Genomic DNA, 18,357 nt, shown 5'->3' on the forward strand with positions numbered 1-18,357 from the left:
CATCATGGGTGTGGCAAATTCGATTTATAAGCTGATCACGGATGCGAAGGCCCCCGATCAACAAGCCGCTGACCGGGTTGCCACCCATGTCATCGCACTGACCGCAACCAAACTGGCCGACGGGTTGATCGACCCGAAACTGGTTCTGGCCTGGTTGCTCAACGCAATCGGGGCGCCGGGCTACCTGATTGGCGTGCTGGTTCCAGTGCGTGAATCCGGGTCACTGCTGCCGCAGCTGGCACTTGCACAGCGCATCGAACAAAGTCGCCAGCGCAAATACTATTGGGCTGCGGGATCAGCGCTGCAAGGGCTGGCGGCACTCGGCATGGCAGCAGCGGCTTTGTTGCTGCCGGGGTATTGGGCCGGGTGGGTCATCTTGGTCTGTCTGGCGTTGCTCGCGGTGGCGCGGTCGGCCTGCTCTGCCAGCTATAAGGATATTCTGGCCCGCACCGTGGACAAGGGTAAACGCGGCTCGGTCTCTGGCACGGCGGGGACGCTCGCGGCCAGTGGCGTGTTCTTGTTTGCCATTCTTCTCAGCACCGGCATTCTGCCACGCACGACTGTTGCAATCTCGCTGGTGGTTGCTTTGGCAGGGGTTTTCTGGCTTGGCTCAGCAGCCATTTTTGCGCGACTGGATGAGCCCGAGGCCGCACCTCAGGAAGCGGAGGGTTTTGCCCCGAACGAGCTGCTACGTCCACTCAAAGAAGACCGGGAGCTGCGCCGCTATATCGGCACAAGAGCACTGCTGATCTCAACCGCCCTCGCGCCACCGTTTCTGGTGATGCTTGGCGGCCGAAATGCAGAGAGCGGGTTTGGCAACCTTGGTCTCTTGGTGCTGGCGTCATCGGTTGCGGCTATTGTATCGTCATATATCTGGGGAAAACTGTCGGATCGCTCCAGCCGCCAGACCTTGATGATCTCCGGTGCGTTAAGCGCTGTGACGCTGACCATGGCGGCAGCAGTTGGCTGGGCAACCGGAGCGCCTGCCAGTGTCGTTGTCGCAGGCTTTGTCTTTGTGGCGCAGATCGCCTACCAAGGCGCGCGCGCCGGGCGAAAGACCCACCTGACGGACATGGACACCCATGGGCACACATCGGTCTATACGGCGCTTTCCAACACGATGATTGGGGTACTCCTCCTGCTGGGCGGCGGCTTTGGGCTGCTGGCCGATGCTATAGGCGCCGCCCCGGTTTTGGCCATCCTCGCAATGCTCAGCGGGCTTGGCGCAGCTCTTGGCGCACGGTTGAGCGAGGTGCAGGACGAGGCTGACGACTGACCGTTGATCACCTCACACCTCGCCTGTGCATCTCAGGCTGCAAAAGAAGACGACTGGCCATCTCGCACCTCTGGGCCGCCCTCGGCCTCTGCCGACAGTGGAGCACAATCAGTCTCAGTGTTTGCCCGCCTTTCGGCATCCAGCCCGGCGCCAAACAGGATGACAAAGGCCGAAAGCCACATCCAGGTGAGGAGAAGGATCACCCCCGACAGCGCGCCAAATGTCTCGTTGTAGCTGCCAAAGGCCTGCACATAGAGGCTGAAACCGATGCTCCCAGCCACCCAAAGCGTGCAACTGAGGATTGCCCCGGGAGTAAACAGCTGCCAGCCCTCGCCCGACCGGTCCGGACCAAATCTGTACAGCAGAGAAATCCCGGCAATCCCGACCACAAACATCAACGGCCAGCGCAGCAGTTGCGTTATCCCCGCCAGCAGGGCGGAGTCCCCAAAGAGCGCAACCGCTGCCGGAATTGCTGCAACGATTAACAGCAGCAGAAGCGCACCACAGATTGCGGCAAATGTGATGGTGACAATCACGGCTTTCAGCACGATGAAACTGCGCTGCTCCTTCGTGCCAAAAATGACGTTTAACCCCTGGATCACACTATCGGTGCTGCGTGACGCCGACCATAATGCCAGCGCTGCAGAGGCCGCAGCGGCCCAACCGAGTGTGTCCGGCCGCGCCCCTGCAACCTGCACCAACTGCTGGTTAACCAGCTCCGCCGCCGAAGACGGTAATAGGCTGGTCAGCCACGTAGATTGCTCGGTGATCAATGTCGGATCCGCAATCAACCCAAACAGTGCAACAAACGCGGTGATACCTGGGAACACCGACAGAAGCCCGTAGAAGGCCACACCCGCCGCCAACAGCCCGCCATGAGCGTTGCCCATGCGGGTCCACGCACACCAGAGCAGTTTGACGGACGAAGGGAGCCTTCCTAGCCAGCCCGTGGCGGTAGAGAGACGTCCTTGGTTAGCGGTAACAGAGCTATCGCCCGCCGCGCCGTCCGGCCGCAGCGCATCCCGGCCTTGGGGGGGAGTATTCGCAAAATCATCCGTAACCGGAGTACCGTCCTCAGTGTAGTCTACAGTGGAAGCTGCCTCTCTGGACGCATCCCCTCGATTGTCTGGCTGGCTTGGCATGATGTCTCTCCTGAGTTGACAGACCAACGCAACAAACGCGCTTTTTGTTTCTTGGAACTTACCCGTTGTCTGCGGGTTGGGGTCCTGACTCAGTCTGATCGGAGATAACCATGAGCCATTTAACCCACCCACCCGCCGCCTCCCATGATCTTGTGGTGATCGGCGGAGGTTCCGGAGGGCTGGCCGCAGCAAAGGCCGCCGCACGGCTTGGCGCATCTGTCGTCATGATCGAGCGGGCAGAACTGGGTGGAACCTGCGTGAACCGGGGATGCACGCCGAAAAAACTGATGTGGAGCGCAGCGGCGCAACAGCAGAGCCTAAGAGAAATGGCCAAGGTCGGCCTGACCGACAGACCTCACCTTGATTTCGCGGCCCTACGCCGCCGGTCCGACGCGAAGATCGACCGGCTCAATCGCCATTTCGAAGAAGAGCTGCAACAAGCCGGCGTTCGCCTGCTGCGGGCAACCGCCGAGATTGGCGAAGCTGGTCAGGTACACGCCGGCGGCGATGTCTTTCAACCGGGCAAGCTGCTGCTCGCCACCGGTGCCCGCCCGCGTGCTCTGGATATTCCGGGAGGGGATCTTGCCGTCACAAGCGATGACGTCTTCCACTGGACCGATCTGCCCGGCCGACTGCTTATTATCGGCGGCGGCTATATCGGCTGCGAGTTTGCCAGCATATTTGCGGCGCTTGGTAGTGAAGTCCAGCTGATGACCGATAGCGACCGGCTGTTGGAGCAGTTTCACGCGCCCGCCGTCGACTGCGTGCAAGCTGGTCTCGAGAAACAGGGCGTGACCATCGAATTCGACTGCAAGCCAGTTCAGATCGACTTTAACGGAACCATGTTCAAGGTGAGCTTTGATGACGGCAGCATTCAATATGCTGATCGTGTCATTGCGGCGATTGGACGGGTGCCCAATACGGACAATATGGGGCCAGGTCTTCAGGGCATCGCTCACGCCAATACCGGGGCTCTGGCCATTGATGAGCATTTCCAGACCTCGATTCCCGGTATCTATGCGATTGGCGATGTAGCGGACCGTCTGCCCCTGACACCGGTGGCGACACGCGATGGCGCCTGTTTTGCCGCACAACATTTTGGGGCGGGCGCCGATCAGATCAATCTGGATCTGGTTCCGCAGTCGGCCTACACGATCCCGCCCGTGGCCCAGGTTGGGTCCATGTCAGAGGGGCAGGACGATGGCGAGGTTATTGCCAATCTAGCCAGCGATGTATTGGACGACGGCACTGCAGCGAATTCTTTTGTCGCACGTGCAATCTGCGACGGTCGCCTTAGCGGTATCGCCTTGGTCAACCACGCAGCACCTGAAATGATCGCCCCATTTGCCGCACTCCTAGCAAGCGGCGCAAGTGCTGATGATCTAGCTGCCGTCACCGGGGTTCATCCGAGCTTTGGGGAGGAAACTGTCGGTCCTTAAGTCTCGCCCGAACAAAAAGATGCGCTCCCACGGGAGCGCATCTTTTTTGTGGCGGACAGAGTCGTACACCCAGCCGATGTCCGTTACCGTCTGGCATGCAGCAGGATCAGCTGCAGAGCGTCCGGTCGATCAGTGCGAGTCCAAGTAAAAACATCGAAATCAGAAACACAACATTCGCAGCTACAGCGAGCCCGGTCGCAACGCCACCAAATGCCAGCGCCGCTGAAGCCGCGGCAATCAGAGTGAAAATCAACGGCCAGTTTATCATCGCTCTTCCTCATTCTGTCGTTATCGATCTGTTGAGAAAACGCTTTTGATAAGGGAAAGTTCCCCCGGACCGAGCCGCAAAGGCGCCCGGTCCGGAAATATGCTGGGGGCCCGATCTATTTTTCAGGGATCTCGGGTTTGATCTGCGCATAGGTCAACACGGTGAAGACGGCGGTGCCGCCGATGACATTGCCAATAAGAACCGGGATGAAAAACCCGAAGATCGCTTGCCCCAGAGGCAATAACCCCTGCACCATCAGGAACGCCATTTCCACCGACCCGGCAACGATGTGGGTGAAATCGCCCGCCGCGATTAGCCATGTAAATATGATGATCAGAGGAATTTCGCTATGCTGGGTCGAGGGCAGCATCCAGACAATAGCGGCAATCAATATTCCTGATGGGATACCGCTGATCAGTCCTATGAGAGGCGGCATGCCGGTTGCATGTTCACTGATTTTCACCATGGCCGCGCGCAGATCCGCATCCAGTACCGGTGTCAGCGCAAAAAATGACGCGATGAGAAAAGCCCCCACGACATTCGCCGCAAGCACGACCCCCCAAAGCCGCGCGGTGCGCAAGAAGCTTGCCTTATCCCAGCGCAGCATAACAGGCACCACGGTGGTGATAGTATTTTCGGTGAAGAGTTGCATACGCCCCAAGATTACCATCAGGAACCCCAGCGAATAGCCGAGGTTTTCCACCAGAGGTGACCAGCTGGCATCCGGCAGATGTGTCTTGAAGACGGCCTTGCCCAGCACCGAAAAACTGATCAGCAACCCTGCGGCAATCCCCGACCACCAAAGCGCCCGGACTGGGCGCTCCAGTTCCTCTTCACCGTTGCGACGTATCGTTTCAAAGATCAACCTAGGAGACAGGCCCGTCGCCTCCTCGACCGCCTCATTCTCGCATTCTTCTTGAATGAGATCTTCGCCGTGGGTCCTGGCCTCGGTCATATGCAGCTCCTGTTTTTCCTATTCTTCACAACGCTCAGGCACCCCGGAATGTTCCGCCAAGCGGAACCTTTTCCGCGCAACCGCGTTGAGAGTCGAACTTTGCAAGAAGGGGATGTCGGTGACCGAAGACCTCAGCATGACACTGATGGAGCAGATGAGCGACTGGTTGGCGAGTGCGGTCATCGCGCTGCCACGCGTCGGTGTTGCGCTCACGATCCTGCTTTTGACAGCCCTTCTGGTCTGGGCGGCCAAGACTGTTATCAGACGGATCAGCCGACAATTGAAGTTACGCCGCAATCTCTGCGATGTGCTGCAGCTGCTGGCCAGTGTGATACTCTGGCTGATCGGCAGCCTGATTGCCGTAACGGTGGTCTTCCCAACCGTAACACCCGGCAAGGCGCTTACTACGCTTGGGCTTGGCTCGGTCGCCATCGGCTTCGCGTTCAAGGATACATTCGAGAATTTTCTGGCCGGTATCCTGTTGCTGCTGCGCGAGCCGTTTCAGATTGGTGATTTCATCGAATGTGAGGGGGCAGAAGGCAAGATCGAGGCGATCACGGTGCGCGACACCCACATCCGCCAAACCGACGGGCAGCTGGTTGTTGTCCCCAACGCTCAGCTCTTTCACAATGCGGTCACGGTCCGCACCAATCGAGAACTGCGCAGAGCCACACTGATCTGCGGTATCGCCTATGGCGAGAACGTTGATACGGCGCGCAGCGTTATCTCCGAAGCGGTTCGAAACGTAGATATGGTTCGCGACGATGTTCGCGATGTTCAGGTCTTTGCGAAGACCTTTGGCGCCTCCTCCGTTGACTTCGAAATCACTTGGTGGACCGGCTCCGAACCTCTGGATATCCGTGCCAGCCGGGATCAGGTCGTGGCGGCCGTGAAAACCGCCTTGGACGATGCTGGAATCGAAATTCCGTTTCCCTACCGAACACTGACTGTAAACGAGCCAATCCCGGTCCAAATTGACGGCCAGCATGATGGCCGAGAATAACGGCGCATCAATGAGTTTCTGCCAACCCATGCCAATCGCAGGGACTGGTTGTTTCTGCCACCTACGCCGCAGATCACTTTGGCCTTACGATGGGCTAATGCGGATTTAATTCACCTTAAGGTTGCATTTATGATATTCAAACCTCCTTTAATCCCGGAGGAGTATACGCCATGAACCTTGGCCTTCTTGACGAAAATGCTACTGGCATAGCTGCGCAAAATTTGACCTATGCTCTAAGATGCGTTGCGTATAGTGACGCCTATCTTCGAATGGATGCAAACGGTGTCAACAATCCCGCCCCTGAAGGGGCAGGAACGGTCAATGCTCAGATTGGGGCCGGATCGTGGGAGCAGTTTGTCCTGACTCCACAGGATGGAGGTACGGTTGGCCTGCTCTCGGCAGAGTGGCACAACTGTTATCTGCGCATTGGCACCCCCTCGCCGCAACAGATCAAGCCGATTAACTGCCAGTTTGGCTGCGGTGCACTTGAAAAATGGGTGGTGCGCTTCGTTGGCCCCAATCGTGTCGCCTTCGAATGCTCGACGCTGCAGGGCTACTATCTATCGCTGAATACCGAGGGCGCCACAGAGGGTAACGGGAATGGCGTCGGCGTCGCTCAGGGCATTCAAGAACTGACTGAAAACTCTACGTTTGAGTTGGTGTCGAAAACCAGCTGATATCCTGATTTACGGACAAATGTCGGCTATTGTCTCGTTTCTGAGGCGATGACCGGCCACATAGATTTTCACAGCGCTGGTGCCCATGCTCTCAGCCCTCGGTGCTGACCGGCAGATCCATGCCGTGTTCTTTCAGCAGGGCATGGCGGCGGGCGGTTTTGAGGTCTTCGCGCACCATCTCGGCGCACATCTCTTCGGTGGTGATCTCCGGCACCCAGCCCAGTTTCTGCTTCGCCTTGGTGGGATCCCCCAGCAGCGTCTCCACCTCGGCGGGGCGGAAATAACGCGGATCAATCCGCAGCACCACATCGCCCACCTTCAGCGCCGGGGCCATATCGCCCTCGATCGCGGTCACGGTGGCAATTTCCTCCACACCTTCGCCCGAAAACGCCAGCGTCAGCCCCAGCTCCTGCGCCGACCAGGTGATGAACTGGCGCACCGAATATTGCTTGCCGGTGGCAATGACAAAATCCTCCGGGGCCTCCTGCTGCAACATCATCCACTGCATCCGCACGTAATCCTTCGCATGGCCCCAGTCGCGCAGCGCGTCGATATTGCCCATATAAAGGCACTCTTCGAGGCCTTGCGCGATATTGGCAAGGCCGCGGGTGATCTTGCGGGTCACGAAGGTTTCACCCCGGCGCGGGCTCTCGTGGTTGAACAGGATGCCGTTGCAGGCATACATACCATAGGCCTCGCGGTAGTTCACCGTGATCCAGTAGGAATAAAGCTTGGCCACAGCATAAGGCGAACGCGGATAAAACGGCGTCGTCTCGCGCTGCGGGGTTTCCTGCACCAACCCGTATAATTCCGAAGTCGAGGCCTGATAAAACCGGGTCTTTTTCTCCAGCCCCAGAAAGCGGATCGCCTCCAGCAGGCGCAGCGTGCCGATGCCATCGACATCGGCGGTATATTCAGGTGCCTCGAAACTTACGGCGACATGGGACTGCGCGCCGAGGTTATAGACCTCATCCGGTTCAATCTCGCTCAACAGCCGGGTCAGGTTGGAGGTGTCAGTCAGATCGCCGTAATGCAGTTTGAACCGGGCATGATCGGTGTGCGGGTCCTGATAGATGTGATCCACCCGCTGGGTGTTGAACGACGACGCCCGCCGCTTCAGCCCATGCACCTCATAGCCCTTCTCAAGAAGAAACTCCGCAAGGTACGAACCATCCTGACCCGTTACACCGGTGATGAGGGCTTTTTTCACAGTTGGCATTCTCATATCTATTGTTCTCGCGATCAGACGTCACATACAGCTCAGGCTGCACGATCACGCATGGTTTTGGGCTGAGCCACAGCTTTGAACGTACCGGCGACGCTGAGGACGTCCGCAGTCGACAGGTTGTGGTGGTTTGGCAAATAGATCCCGTAGTCATGGATCAGATCCGCATTTGGCAAAATTTCACGCCCATAGTGCCGAATCCAGAAAGGATGGCGAGCGATGTTACCGCAGATAAGCGGCCGACATTCAATCTGCTGCGCCCTCAGGTGCTCAAACACGTCCATTCTATTCTCAACCAGTGTGCCATAGGCAAAGGAGGACAACAGATCAGTCTCGCTATCCTGAGAATAGTACCCGTGCAATTCCTCGGCATAGGTATCGAAATTGCGCGCCCGCACGCGGCAGATATCGTCAAGTTTCAGAATCTGCTGCCGCCCTATGAATGCCTGCAAGTCGGTCGAACGCAAATTAAAGCCGGCGTAATAGAAGGTATAGAGATTGCGAAAATCATCGATGTTGTGGTCCTGCTGCAGTTGATCCCGCAGCGTTGGGTTCAGATCTCGGCTCCAGCCATGGGAGCGCAGCGACAACATGACCTGATGCAGCTCACTGTCGTCTGTGACCACCATCCCACCCTCAATCGTTGAGATATGGTGGCCATAGTAGAATGAAAAACTGCCCGCAGCACCATGGCAGCCGAGTTTGCGCCCACCGCTGACCGAACCAAGGGCTTCGCAGCTGTCTTCCAGCAACAGCACATCGTAACGGTCACAGATGTCTTGGATCGCCTTCATGTGATTGGCATGACCCAACACATGCACAAGGATCAGCATCGCCGGGGCCTCATCCTTGCAGAGCTGTTCCAGGTGTTCCAGATCCAGACCCAGATTCATCGGATCACAGTCACAGAGCCTGACATCGAACCCAAACTGAATGAGCGGCGACACGGTTGTGACCCAGCTGACTGCGGGAGCAATCACCTTATTGTTCCGCAGTCGCCCTGCCTCGCGTGCCGCGTATATCATCAACAGGTTCGCTGAGGAGCCGGAGTTGACGAATACTGCATGTTTGGAGCCCATCCAGGCCGCAAATTCTTCCTCAAATGCGACGGTTTCCTCGGCCTTTGTCAGACGATTACCAGCCATCATCCAATCCGCCGTCTGCTGCAGTTCACGCCGCGAGATCGTGTCCTGCGCAAGGGTGATCGGGCGGGGAGGTTGAAAATTCTTCATGTCTGTGCCCCCCTCACAGCTTGCATCGCCTTCAGCTCAACATAGTAATGGCGCACCTCATTGTAGGCGGCAGCTATATTGGCGGCTTTCTCTTTGTCCTTCAGCGCATCGATCGTGATCGATCCATCGTGAGCGCGGAAACTTGCGAGAGGTTCCTTTACAAAACCCACCTTTGGATAGCGCAGCATGGACAACAGCGAGGCAAAGATGTCCGGGCCCACACCATGGTATTCGCTGCTCTGGAGCGGAAGGCGCCCCTGATAGAGCGCATCTATCAGCACCTGGCGCCGGAACAGCGCCGCGCCCGGCGAGATGAGCGAGCCGACAATGTTTTCCTCCGCTAGGCGGTTGTCGAAAATTCCCGTCTCCGGCAGCCATTCCAAAAACTGCATCATCATCTGCTTGCCGGTTTTGTCGTCAATGACTTCCGCACCGGTAAAGGCAAAGCCGACATCCTCCTTGAGGACAGACGCGCATTTTTCGATGAAGGTCGGCGCGATCCAATCATCATCATACTGCAGATGGACAAATTCACCGGTGGCGTGCAGTACGCCTTCAAGCCAGCAAAAATGCGGGCCAAAGTCTTTCTCCCGGCGAATATAAGTGATTTTATCGCCATATTCTGCAGCGACCTGTGCAGTATGATCGGTCGACCCGTGATCAGACACGATGACCTCGCATGGCATCGTTTGATTAAGCGCGCAGTCAATCGCTTTGGGCAACATATCCGCACGATTAAACGTCGGGATTACGATGGAAATTGTCTTAGTCATGGCGTTCTCCAAGGATCGCACGCAGGCGCGTCACATCAGCCTCGAGCGTGTCATTTTGGCCCACAGGCCGTATATTCAGCGGAAAGGGAGCGATTGCTTGTGCAAAGTCGGCCACAGTCACCGCGTTACCAGACGCGACATTGACCGGACCCTCGGCTTCAGAAAGCGCGAGTTCAGTAATCAGGCGCGCAGCCTCAGACGCCGGAAGAAAGTCGCGCCGACTGCCAGCCCCATGCAATTCAAACGGCGCCTCTGGTGAATGGGTTGCAAATCGCTTCTCAAGTGTTGGGCGCAGATAGCTTCCGGTTTGGTCGGGATCGTGGATTGAAAATAGCCGTGCGATGCACAGCGATCGACCAGTCGCGGCACAAATCTGCCGCGCAGCCTGCTCCGACATGAGCTTTGTTTGACCATAAAGTGACACCGGCTCAGTTGTGTCGGTCTCTCGAAGCGGTGTCTCTTGGCTTGCGTAAACGTGACTGGACGAACACAGAAGCATCCGTGCCGGGCTGCCATCAAGCGCCGTAAGAAGGTTAATCGCCCCACCGGCATTCACCGCAAAGGCCGCGCCCGGATTTGCGCGAACCGATTGAACCGGCACCATTGCGGCAAGGTGGATAACCAGATCAAGCGGCCCAGCTCTCTCGATGGCCTGTGCAACCTCATGCGGATTGGTCAGATCAGCGGTGTTTCGCAACACCTCGGCATCAGGTGCTAACGTCTCCAGTGCCCTCAGAGCATGGCGTCCCACGACCCCCCCGCTACCGGTTAGGAAAATACGTCTCGACATGGTTACTGCACCGCAACCGACTGTGACGGGCACTGTGCCCCAAGCCCCATAGCGCGGAATTGAGCGGCCAACTTGTCACTGGCCTGTTCGATCTTGTTACGCGGTCCGCGTTCCGGAACAACGGGCTCAGGATCTAAGCCCGGCCACTTCGAGAAATCACCTGAAAGGACGAAGTTTGCGAAGGAAACCAGACTGACACCATGAGCGCGCAGATGATCATTGTCCTGATGAGGCCGAAATTCGGCTTGCGAGTCCTCGTCTGAATAATACCGGCCGACGATCATAGGAATGCGCGTGAATTTGCAGTTATTCTTGGACAGCATTTGCCAGAAAATCGAGTCTCCAATCGATTTGATCGGCGTTTGGTTGCCGAAATAGCTGGGGTACCACTGCCCCACTTGTTTCAGGTTCCAAAGCGTCGCCGGCCCATAGGTCCCCCGCTCTGCAGTACCACTGCCAAGCCGCAGGCCAGCCTGTGCCTTGGGCGGCCAGTCGGCGACGAAACTCGTCTTCCAGAGGTCCTCAACCACAAACTCCTGTTCCAAATGGCTCTCATCAAAGCTTACCAGCCATTCGCCACCCACCAATGTCGATTTGGTGGCAGCAGCTGTCGCCACCATCGCTTGGACCGCGTTGGTGGCCAGCCGATCATCCATATTGAGGTTCATGATGTAGTTGGTCTGTGCCAATGCCGTTGCCGCTGACCAGGCTTCGTAGATCGTCAGAGGCGCGTCGAAGCTATACCAGGGAGCCTCCAGCCAATCTGGAGCAACGTCGCCGTTGTCAAAGATATAACAAGGCTCCACCGGAATCGACTGCGCCTTCAGATTCGCCCAATGGGAGCGCAACAATTCCAACTTGTTGGGCTGCTTATGCCAAACAGCACAGAAAACCGTCACCAATGGGCGATCAGGCGCATTTGGATCAGGAGCATTAAACGAACGAAACTGCATGTGACCGGTTCTCCAGCAAAACACGCACGGCTTTGTGCGCGTACATTCGCGAAGATATGCCCAGAAGAGATAAATTTGAGTTAAGTCACCATGGTTTTGGCGACTTCTCCGACCGCTTAGTCAGGTTGGTCTTGTCACGCTTTCGTGCCGCTCCAAGTGCTCGTTTAAGCCACCTTCCGTTCGAAAGCGACCGGGCTTATCCAGCCCAGTGCTGAGTGACGGCGTCGTGGATTGTAGAACCCGTTGATGTATTCGAAGATTGCCATCTCAGCCTTCCGCCGTGTCTCCCAAGGATGCCGCCAGATCAGCTCCGCCTTGATCGTCTTAAAGAAGGTTTCGACGGCAGCATTGTCGTAACAATTACCCTTGCCGCTCATGGACACCTTAAAGCCGTGCTGGCGCAGGATCTTCTGATAATCATGAGAACAATATTGCGATCCGCGATCGGTGTGGTGGATGCAGTCCTTGGGCGGTTGCCGGAACGCGATGGCCATGTTCAACGCTCGGATTGCCAAGTCGCGTTTCATGCGGTTGCTAACGGCCCAACCGATTACCCGCCTGGAATGTAGGTCCAGGATAACAGCCAAATACAACCAGCCTTCGCGCGTCCAGACATAGCTGATGTCACCCGCCCATTTCTGGTTTTGTTTATCAGCGTTGAAGTCACGATCCAGCAGGTTGGGTGCTATATTGAGCTTATGATCGCTGTCAGTGGTCACCTTGTGTTTGCGGGTCCGAACAACAGATATGCCGTTCTGACGCATCAATCTGCCCACACGGCGATGGCCAACATCCAAGCCGATCTCCTTCAGCTCTTCGGTCATACGCGGCCTGCCATAACTGCCTAAACTGAGACGCGACTGTTCTTTGATATGCGCCAGCGTGACCAGGTCAGATCGCTGTCTGCGGCTGGCTGGCCGACTGCGGAACGCACGCAAACCGCGCAGGCTGACATCCATAACCTGACACAGGCGCGCTGCCGGAAACGCATCCCGGTGTTCTTCGATGAACCTAAACCTCATGGCTTTTGGCTCGCGAAGAACTGCGTTGCTTTTTTTAGGATGTCCCGCTCCTCCTTGAGAATGCGGTTCTCACGCCTAAGCCGGTCATTCTCTTGAGCAAGGCTCAAATCTTCTTTCGACACCACGTCTGTATCTCTGTGCGCGGTGATCCATTTGTTCAGCGTCGACATACCGACGCCAAGATCATCCGCCACCTACTTACGCGTTAGCCCGCTGGTTAACGCAATCCGCACCGCATCTTGGCGAAATTCGTCCGTCCGTTTTAGTCCCATAGTTCATCTCCTTTGGTGCAGTAAATGCTATCAAAGGAGCGGCATCAAACCGCGACAGGTCCACTTGCGCATCTCATCGTCCAGTTCCCTGCATTTCCCTTGTACCCTGCGGATGTCCTCCACGGGGATCGACAGGCGTTCCGAGACCCCAGCGTTGCGGTCGTAGTAGACATTGGAAAAAGGCGAGGTGATATCAAGTCCTTGTTCGGCTGCAGCAAAGTTGAAGACCGCTCGCACGGTACCAAAGATCCGAGTGACTGAGCTGCCGGTCAAACCACGCTTGACCAAAGCGTCACGAAAGGCGTTGGCGTCTGCTTTTGTGTAGTCAGATAGCGGTTTGTCACCACAAACGTCGATCACATAGCCACACGAACGATGCGCTGCCCTCTCGAACGTCTTTGGGCGTCCGTGGCCCTTGAGGCGGACATATGTCAACACTCCCTCGGAAAGCGTCAGAACGTCAGGTGTGACAACTTTAGAATTGGTGGAAGCAGGACGCGACAACCCATGGCGCAGCAAGTGCTTCCCAGGCAACTCGGCATCCTGAGATCTAAGATGGTACCAATATTCATCCAACTTCACCGATGCGCTGTTAGCCCTAGCCAATGCAATGGCACGTGATCGTGTTCTCAGAGAGTAGGAAATTTTCGCAGAGGAATAGTGTGGCCTGAGATCCTTAGGAACCCGCCGGTTGAAGTAAAAAATACCCTCTTTGAGGAAAAGGTACTTACCGGAAATGTTCTCCAAAATGTTCTACGCCTCGCCTTGCCATGTGCAAAAGCTGATGCAAAACAACAGGTTAGATCTGATAAATGGTGCCCGGGGGCGGAATCGAACCACCGACACGAGGATTTTCAATCATTCTGCACTCTAATCGCGCCGCTATCGGCTGGCCCGAAATGAGACAAAATGAGACAGCCTAACGCCTGAAAACACAGGGAAAACCAAAGACGAAACTGCGACATGCTGACGCATTGGTTGTCTCAGGTTGTCTCACCCGATTTCAGGCTATCCAACAGGTTTTGCAGTCCCGTGCAGTCCCACTTCGCGTTCGGCGGTTTGGCCAATGTTCACCTCGTAATCAACACGAGGTTCGACATGAAAACCACTCAAAACCTGACCGACAAACTGGTCCAGAACATTACGACAGACAAGCCCCGTCTCCAGATCACTGACGCAAAGACAACCGGCCTAAAACTGCGTGTTTCGCGCTCTGGGCACAAGTCGTTTGCCCTGATGATCCGCAACAACGCCGGGAAGTATGAAACATTCACAATCGGTTCCTATCCGGACATTTCGCTCAAGCAGGCCCGAGAGATCGCCCTTCAAATCCGCGTGGACCTGAAAATCAATGGGGAGTTCAAACCGACACCGCCATGCGTTGCCCCGGTGGAAAAAATCACCCTGCGGCAATTGCTGGACGAGGTTCAGCCCTTTTTTGCATTGACCAAGAAAAGCTGGCGTCCCCGTGGCGGTCCGGAATCGTCCGCCTACACACGGAACACAATTGAGCGCGTTTTCGCGCCGTTGTTGGATAAACCAATCGAGGCCCTAACGGCAGAAGAGTTCGGCTTGGTTGCCAATGCTTACAAACCTGTTCGCCCCCTGAAAGGCAAAGCCACGGCGAACGGCCAAGTGTCGCGGGCCTTGTCCTATCTGTCACCGGTTCTGGATTGGGCCGCACACCGAGGGCGCAAGTTCGGCAAAATTGGCGCGGGTCGTCCTAATCGCCTCAATGCGCCTGAGCTTCGCCGCATCCACGATCCTGCCTCAACCGACCCCACGATCTCAGGCAAGCGGGAACGAGTGCTAAGCGTCGAGGAAATCGCGGCAATCGTTCCGTTGCTCCAATACCCGGCTCCGCAGAAACTCCGCCGCCGGAACATGCTGCCAAAAAATGACTTTGGCCCCATCGCATTGCGGTTTCTGTTGCTGACCCTGGCACGGCGTGAGGAAGTGGCTGCTGCCCGCTGGCGAGACATCGACTTTGCCAACGGCGTCTGGGTCAAACCCGAGGTGAAAGACACGACAGGGGAAGGACGCAGCCAGCGCCTGCCGTTATCGGGTGCAACCTTGGACCTCCTCAAAGCGCTTCCCGGCTACACCAAAGGCGCGGGTAATGCATTCGTGTTTCCAAACCGCGATGGAGGCAGGCTCGACAATTGGAACCGCATCGCGGAACAGGTCCAGAAAGGCAGCAAAACCAGCGACTGGACGCGCCATGACCTGCGCCGCACCGGGGCAACCCTGCTGGAGGAATTACAGGTGCCAGTTCAGACCGTCGAAGCGATCCTCGATCACACCAACCGGTTCGCCAACGCGGGCGTCAGCGGGTCTGCGAGCCACTATATGATCGCCACACGGATTTTGAACGAAACGGAAGACCCCAAGGTCGTCGCGCTGAACAAATTGAGCGCCGCATTAGACCACATCGTTGCGACCGTGAAACCCTCAAATCCTGCTTAGGACACCGGACGGACGGACGCCTCCCCTTAAGGGGGGCGTCCGTCCGTCCGGAAAATGCAGGATTTGTTTCCGTGCATTTCGCCCTGACCAAACATCATTTCTGGCTTCCGATTTTCCCCACCGAAGGCCGCCAACCAAATGCTCACTTTCAAGGATAAAATAGTGAAAAACACAACCTCCACCAAAGCCCTGAACGCTCCCACCTTCAATGGCATCAGCCCGGTTTCGGCAAATAAGTTCCAGATCAATCCCAACCGGCCCTTCATCGTCAAAGGCCTCCTGCTGGCCGGGCAGGTTGGCATGATTGCTGGCGAACCCAATCTTGGGAAGTCCGCGATCATGTCGTGCATTGCCTCCCATGTCGCCATGGGCCGCGACATGGGCGACATGAAAGTCAAACGCGCAGCAGTCCTCTATGTTGCCGCCGAAGACCCAGAGGGGATTTTGGAACGCGCCTATCCCTACATGCACAACGCTCCCGATGGTGCCGCCGCATTCGAAGTCCTCGATGTGGTGCCCGATTTGACCGACCCCAAAGCGGTCAAAGAGTTCCTGGCCTATGCCGAGGCGTTCCGTGAGTATCACCAATGCGATTACCTGCTGATCGTTTTCGATACCCTCAACCTGTCCATTGGTGATGCCGACGAAAACTCGGCCCGGGATATGAGCCGGGTGTTTCGCCACGCGCAGTTCATTGCGAAATCAACCGGAGCGCATGTGCTGTTCATCCACCATGTAGGCACCGGCGACAAAGGCAGACCGCGCGGGTCTTCAGCAATGACTGCTACCCTCGATACGCTTCTTACGCTGGAAAAGGCTGAGGACGATTCCGGTGTGGCTGCCATGCTGCTGCAAAAAAAGCAGAAGCGCATTCGGAAAGGCCGTGCCCTCGCATTCCGCATCGAACCCTTCGAAGCCGGAACCGATGATGACGGCGATGTATTCACGGTTCCGATGGCGGTGCCGTTCAAGCATGACAACTCCCTGACGATCACGAAAGGGGCAAAGGCGAAGCCTTCGACCAAACCGAGCGTTTCCGGCGAGCGAGCCGCCGAAGTTTTGCGGCTGCTGAAAGGTATCGTCAAACACGACGCCGGGAAGTGGCACAGCCGAAAGGACATTGGCGAATTGGTTGGCGGGCCGTTCAACGAGACCCGAGCCAATAGCGACAACCACCGGAAAGCAGTCAGCAGGGCGCTTGAAAGCCTGCAAAATGCTGGGTCGGTCGAGAAAGGCGAGTGCGGTGGATTCCGCTACTCTGCCCCGTTCGAGGTCATTGACGATGCCATCGAAAACGAGAAACCCATACTGCACTAACCGCGAGATCGGCCATGGTTTCCCGCCCCCCAATCGCCACTCTGCGCCCCCTTCTTTGGGGGCGCTTTCATGTCATGCTGCTGGACGCGATCTACAAATAAATCGACAACCTCGTTCCCGATGGCATCCATCGTTTCTGGTGGCAAATCCCCAAGGTTGATATCTAACATCCGGTGTTTGCGGCAGTAGTTGGCAAGCATCATCAGCACTTGGCCGTTCTGCTTTCTCTTATCGGCCAGAATACCAGTTTTTTCCGATTGCATGGTCAGTTTCCTATTTCCGTTTCCGAGGAGATAGGGAAGGCGCACAACGGATAAAAAGCTTCGCAATTTTATCCACGCCCCCTCACGGAATAGATGGCACTGTTTTCATTTAGGCACTCAGTTAAGACTTTTTCGGAGAAGCGCACGGATGAAACCCGCGCGGCAAAGCCCGGCCAAACTGCGGCCCATCTTCGTTATATCGCTCGGCCACAGGCGGCGCGAGTGGTGATGCAGGAACGGCTTTCTGGCGGTTCTCACCCGAAGACAGCCAACCTTGCCGAGGAGGAAGCACAGAAGCGCAAGGGGCGCGTCTGTGAGCGGTTCGTTATTGCCCTGCCATCAGAGGCATCCCCGGAGCAGAGAGAGGCCCTGACTCGGGCCTATGCGGAGCAAATGAGCAAGGGTATTGCCGGGTATGTCGCTGCCATCCACGACCAACATGGAAACGACTCGAAGAACCCACACGCGCATTTCGTATTGTTCGATGTTCAGCAGAAGACCGGCGGGCGTGGCAGGCCGAAAAGCACCCTTGGCCTTGCCCGGAAGAACGCCATCGAAGGCGCTGCCAAATTGTGGGCAGAGCTTCACAACGAGATGATGCGCGGCTGGGGCTTTGGCCCAGATTCCGAGATCAGCCACTTGTCATATGCAGATCGTGGCATCGACAGGATTCCAACAATCCACGAAGGCGCAAGTTCCCGGGCGACCCCGGAGGCCAAGAAGAAAAGCAAAGAGAAATGGAAGCACATCGACCAAGGCCACACCCGGGCCGAGGCGAATGCCGTCATCCGAGAAATCAACAAACTGAAAGAGAGTCAGAAAAATGCAGGAACCGTTCGATTGGGAACAGGCGATGGAGACAACGAGGCGCAGCGCAACGGCGGCATCGCAAAACAGCGAGAACGCGGTGGCGGGAATGTCAAAGCTGCTCCGGGAAATCGACCGCCATTCAAACAATCTGGCCAGCCTGTCCAGGAGCATCGACCAGTTGTCGGCGACACAGGCCCAACAAGTGGTCCACTCCAAAGCCGCGCTCAACCGCGCCCAGGGCGACAACCGCCATTCTTGGCGGCTGCCCGCCTTGGGCTTGCTCGCCGTCTTCGCCGTGGGCGTGACGTTCGGCGGGTTTATCGTGAGTTGATCATGTTGCGCGATACCTTGAAGGCGCGGCTTTTGCCTATTGAGGGGCAACGCCGCTTGCGCCCCGAGGCAGAGCGTCATCATCATCGCCCACCCAAAACGACAAAGCCCCGCAGTGGCGGGGCTGAGCGTGGGGCATGAGGG

The 18,357-nt window shown here is 56.8% G+C and carries 16 protein-coding genes and 1 pseudogene; 7 read left to right on the forward strand and 10 right to left on the reverse strand.

What is annotated here, in order from left to right; all coding sequences use genetic code 11:
* Positions 1-4 precede the first annotated feature (4 nt).
* Positions 5-1,276 (forward strand): MFS transporter, encoded by a 1,272-nt coding sequence (locus tag INHI_RS0115015; RefSeq protein ID WP_027248161.1) that lies wholly within the window; start codon positions 5-7, stop codon positions 1,274-1,276.
* 32 nt (positions 1,277-1,308) lie between these two features.
* On the opposite strand, the gene INHI_RS0115020 is transcribed toward INHI_RS0115015, so the two are convergent.
* Complete coding sequence (locus INHI_RS0115020; RefSeq protein WP_367834107.1) at positions 1,309-2,634, reverse strand: YihY/virulence factor BrkB family protein; 1,326 nt, start codon at positions 2,632-2,634, stop codon at positions 1,309-1,311.
* On the opposite strand from INHI_RS0115020, the gene INHI_RS0115025 reads away from it, so the two are divergent.
* Positions 2,529-3,857 carry a dihydrolipoyl dehydrogenase family protein gene (locus tag INHI_RS0115025; protein WP_027248163.1) on the forward strand — a complete coding sequence of 443 codons (1,329 nt, stop codon included), beginning with the start codon at positions 2,529-2,531 and terminating at the stop codon, positions 3,855-3,857. The genes INHI_RS0115020 and INHI_RS0115025 overlap by 106 nt on opposite strands.
* A gap of 383 nt (positions 3,858-4,240) precedes the next feature.
* Here the strand turns inward: INHI_RS0115025 and INHI_RS0115035 are convergent, their stop codons facing one another.
* Positions 4,241-5,080 carry a formate/nitrite transporter family protein gene (locus tag INHI_RS0115035; protein WP_027248164.1) on the reverse strand — a complete coding sequence of 280 codons (840 nt, stop codon included), beginning with the start codon at positions 5,078-5,080 and terminating at the stop codon, positions 4,241-4,243.
* Positions 5,081-5,192: 112 nt separating this feature from the next.
* Between INHI_RS0115035 and INHI_RS0115040 the strand changes: the two genes are divergently transcribed.
* Both INHI_RS0115040 and INHI_RS0115045 read left to right on the forward strand, forming a co-directional pair.
* Positions 5,193-6,083 (forward strand): mechanosensitive ion channel family protein, encoded by an 891-nt coding sequence (locus tag INHI_RS0115040; protein ID WP_027248165.1) that lies wholly within the window; start codon positions 5,193-5,195, stop codon positions 6,081-6,083.
* 170 nt (positions 6,084-6,253) lie between these two features.
* Complete coding sequence (locus INHI_RS0115045; RefSeq protein WP_014878951.1) at positions 6,254-6,760, forward strand: fascin domain-containing protein; 507 nt, start codon at positions 6,254-6,256, stop codon at positions 6,758-6,760.
* Between the two features lie 91 nt (positions 6,761-6,851).
* Here the strand turns inward: INHI_RS0115045 and gmd are convergent, their stop codons facing one another.
* The 7 genes and pseudogenes from gmd to INHI_RS21130 form a co-directional block, all read right to left on the reverse strand.
* Positions 6,852-7,970, reverse strand: coding sequence for a GDP-mannose 4,6-dehydratase (gene gmd, locus INHI_RS0115050; protein WP_027246729.1), 1,119 nt, complete (start codon positions 7,968-7,970; stop codon positions 6,852-6,854).
* A gap of 50 nt (positions 7,971-8,020) precedes the next feature.
* Positions 8,021-9,217, reverse strand: coding sequence for a DegT/DnrJ/EryC1/StrS family aminotransferase (locus INHI_RS0115055; RefSeq protein WP_014878949.1), 1,197 nt, complete (start codon positions 9,215-9,217; stop codon positions 8,021-8,023).
* Positions 9,214-10,002, reverse strand: a complete 789-nt coding sequence (locus tag INHI_RS0115060; protein WP_254656887.1) for a glycosyltransferase family 2 protein — start codon at positions 10,000-10,002, stop codon at positions 9,214-9,216. The genes INHI_RS0115055 and INHI_RS0115060 overlap by 4 nt, the downstream gene beginning before the upstream one ends.
* Positions 9,983-10,780 carry an NAD-dependent epimerase/dehydratase family protein gene (locus INHI_RS0115065; protein WP_027248167.1) on the reverse strand — a complete coding sequence of 266 codons (798 nt, stop codon included), beginning with the start codon at positions 10,778-10,780 and terminating at the stop codon, positions 9,983-9,985. The genes INHI_RS0115060 and INHI_RS0115065 overlap by 20 nt, the downstream gene beginning before the upstream one ends.
* 2 nt (positions 10,781-10,782) lie before the next feature.
* Complete coding sequence (locus tag INHI_RS0115070) at positions 10,783-11,733, reverse strand: glycosyltransferase family protein (RefSeq protein ID WP_027248168.1); 951 nt, start codon at positions 11,731-11,733, stop codon at positions 10,783-10,785.
* A gap of 164 nt (positions 11,734-11,897) precedes the next feature.
* Positions 11,898-13,027 (reverse strand): annotated as a pseudogene (locus tag INHI_RS0115075) (IS3 family transposase).
* 30 nt (positions 13,028-13,057) lie between these two features.
* Positions 13,058-13,774, reverse strand: coding sequence for a DUF6538 domain-containing protein (locus INHI_RS21130; RefSeq protein ID WP_155805605.1), 717 nt, complete (start codon positions 13,772-13,774; stop codon positions 13,058-13,060).
* Positions 13,775-14,125: 351 nt separating this feature from the next.
* Here INHI_RS21130 and INHI_RS0115090 point away from each other — a divergent pair, with 351 nt between their 5' ends.
* Both INHI_RS0115090 and INHI_RS0115095 read left to right on the forward strand, forming a co-directional pair.
* The gene (locus tag INHI_RS0115090) at positions 14,126-15,493 is read left to right on the forward strand and encodes a tyrosine-type recombinase/integrase (RefSeq protein ID WP_027248169.1); all 1,368 of its coding nucleotides are present in this window, start codon (positions 14,126-14,128) and stop codon (positions 15,491-15,493) included.
* A 162-nt stretch (positions 15,494-15,655) separates the two neighbouring features.
* A complete protein-coding gene (locus INHI_RS0115095; protein ID WP_036767120.1) occupies positions 15,656-16,810 on the forward strand; it encodes an AAA family ATPase in 1,155 nt (384 codons plus the stop codon).
* On the opposite strand, the gene INHI_RS0115100 is transcribed toward INHI_RS0115095, so the two are convergent.
* Entirely contained in the window at positions 16,807-17,073 is a 267-nt protein-coding gene (locus tag INHI_RS0115100) for a hypothetical protein (protein WP_027248171.1), read from the reverse strand. The two genes, INHI_RS0115095 and INHI_RS0115100, sit on opposite strands and share 4 nt — an antisense overlap.
* A 93-nt stretch (positions 17,074-17,166) precedes the next feature.
* Between INHI_RS0115100 and INHI_RS21135 the strand changes: the two genes are divergently transcribed.
* Positions 17,167-18,354, forward strand: coding sequence for a MobA/MobL family protein (locus tag INHI_RS21135; RefSeq protein ID WP_155805608.1), 1,188 nt, complete (start codon positions 17,167-17,169; stop codon positions 18,352-18,354).
* Positions 18,355-18,357 lie beyond the last annotated feature (3 nt).

It is taken from the genome of Phaeobacter inhibens DSM 16374, assembly GCF_000473105.1.
Lineage (GTDB): Bacteria > Pseudomonadota > Alphaproteobacteria > Rhodobacterales > Rhodobacteraceae > Phaeobacter > Phaeobacter inhibens.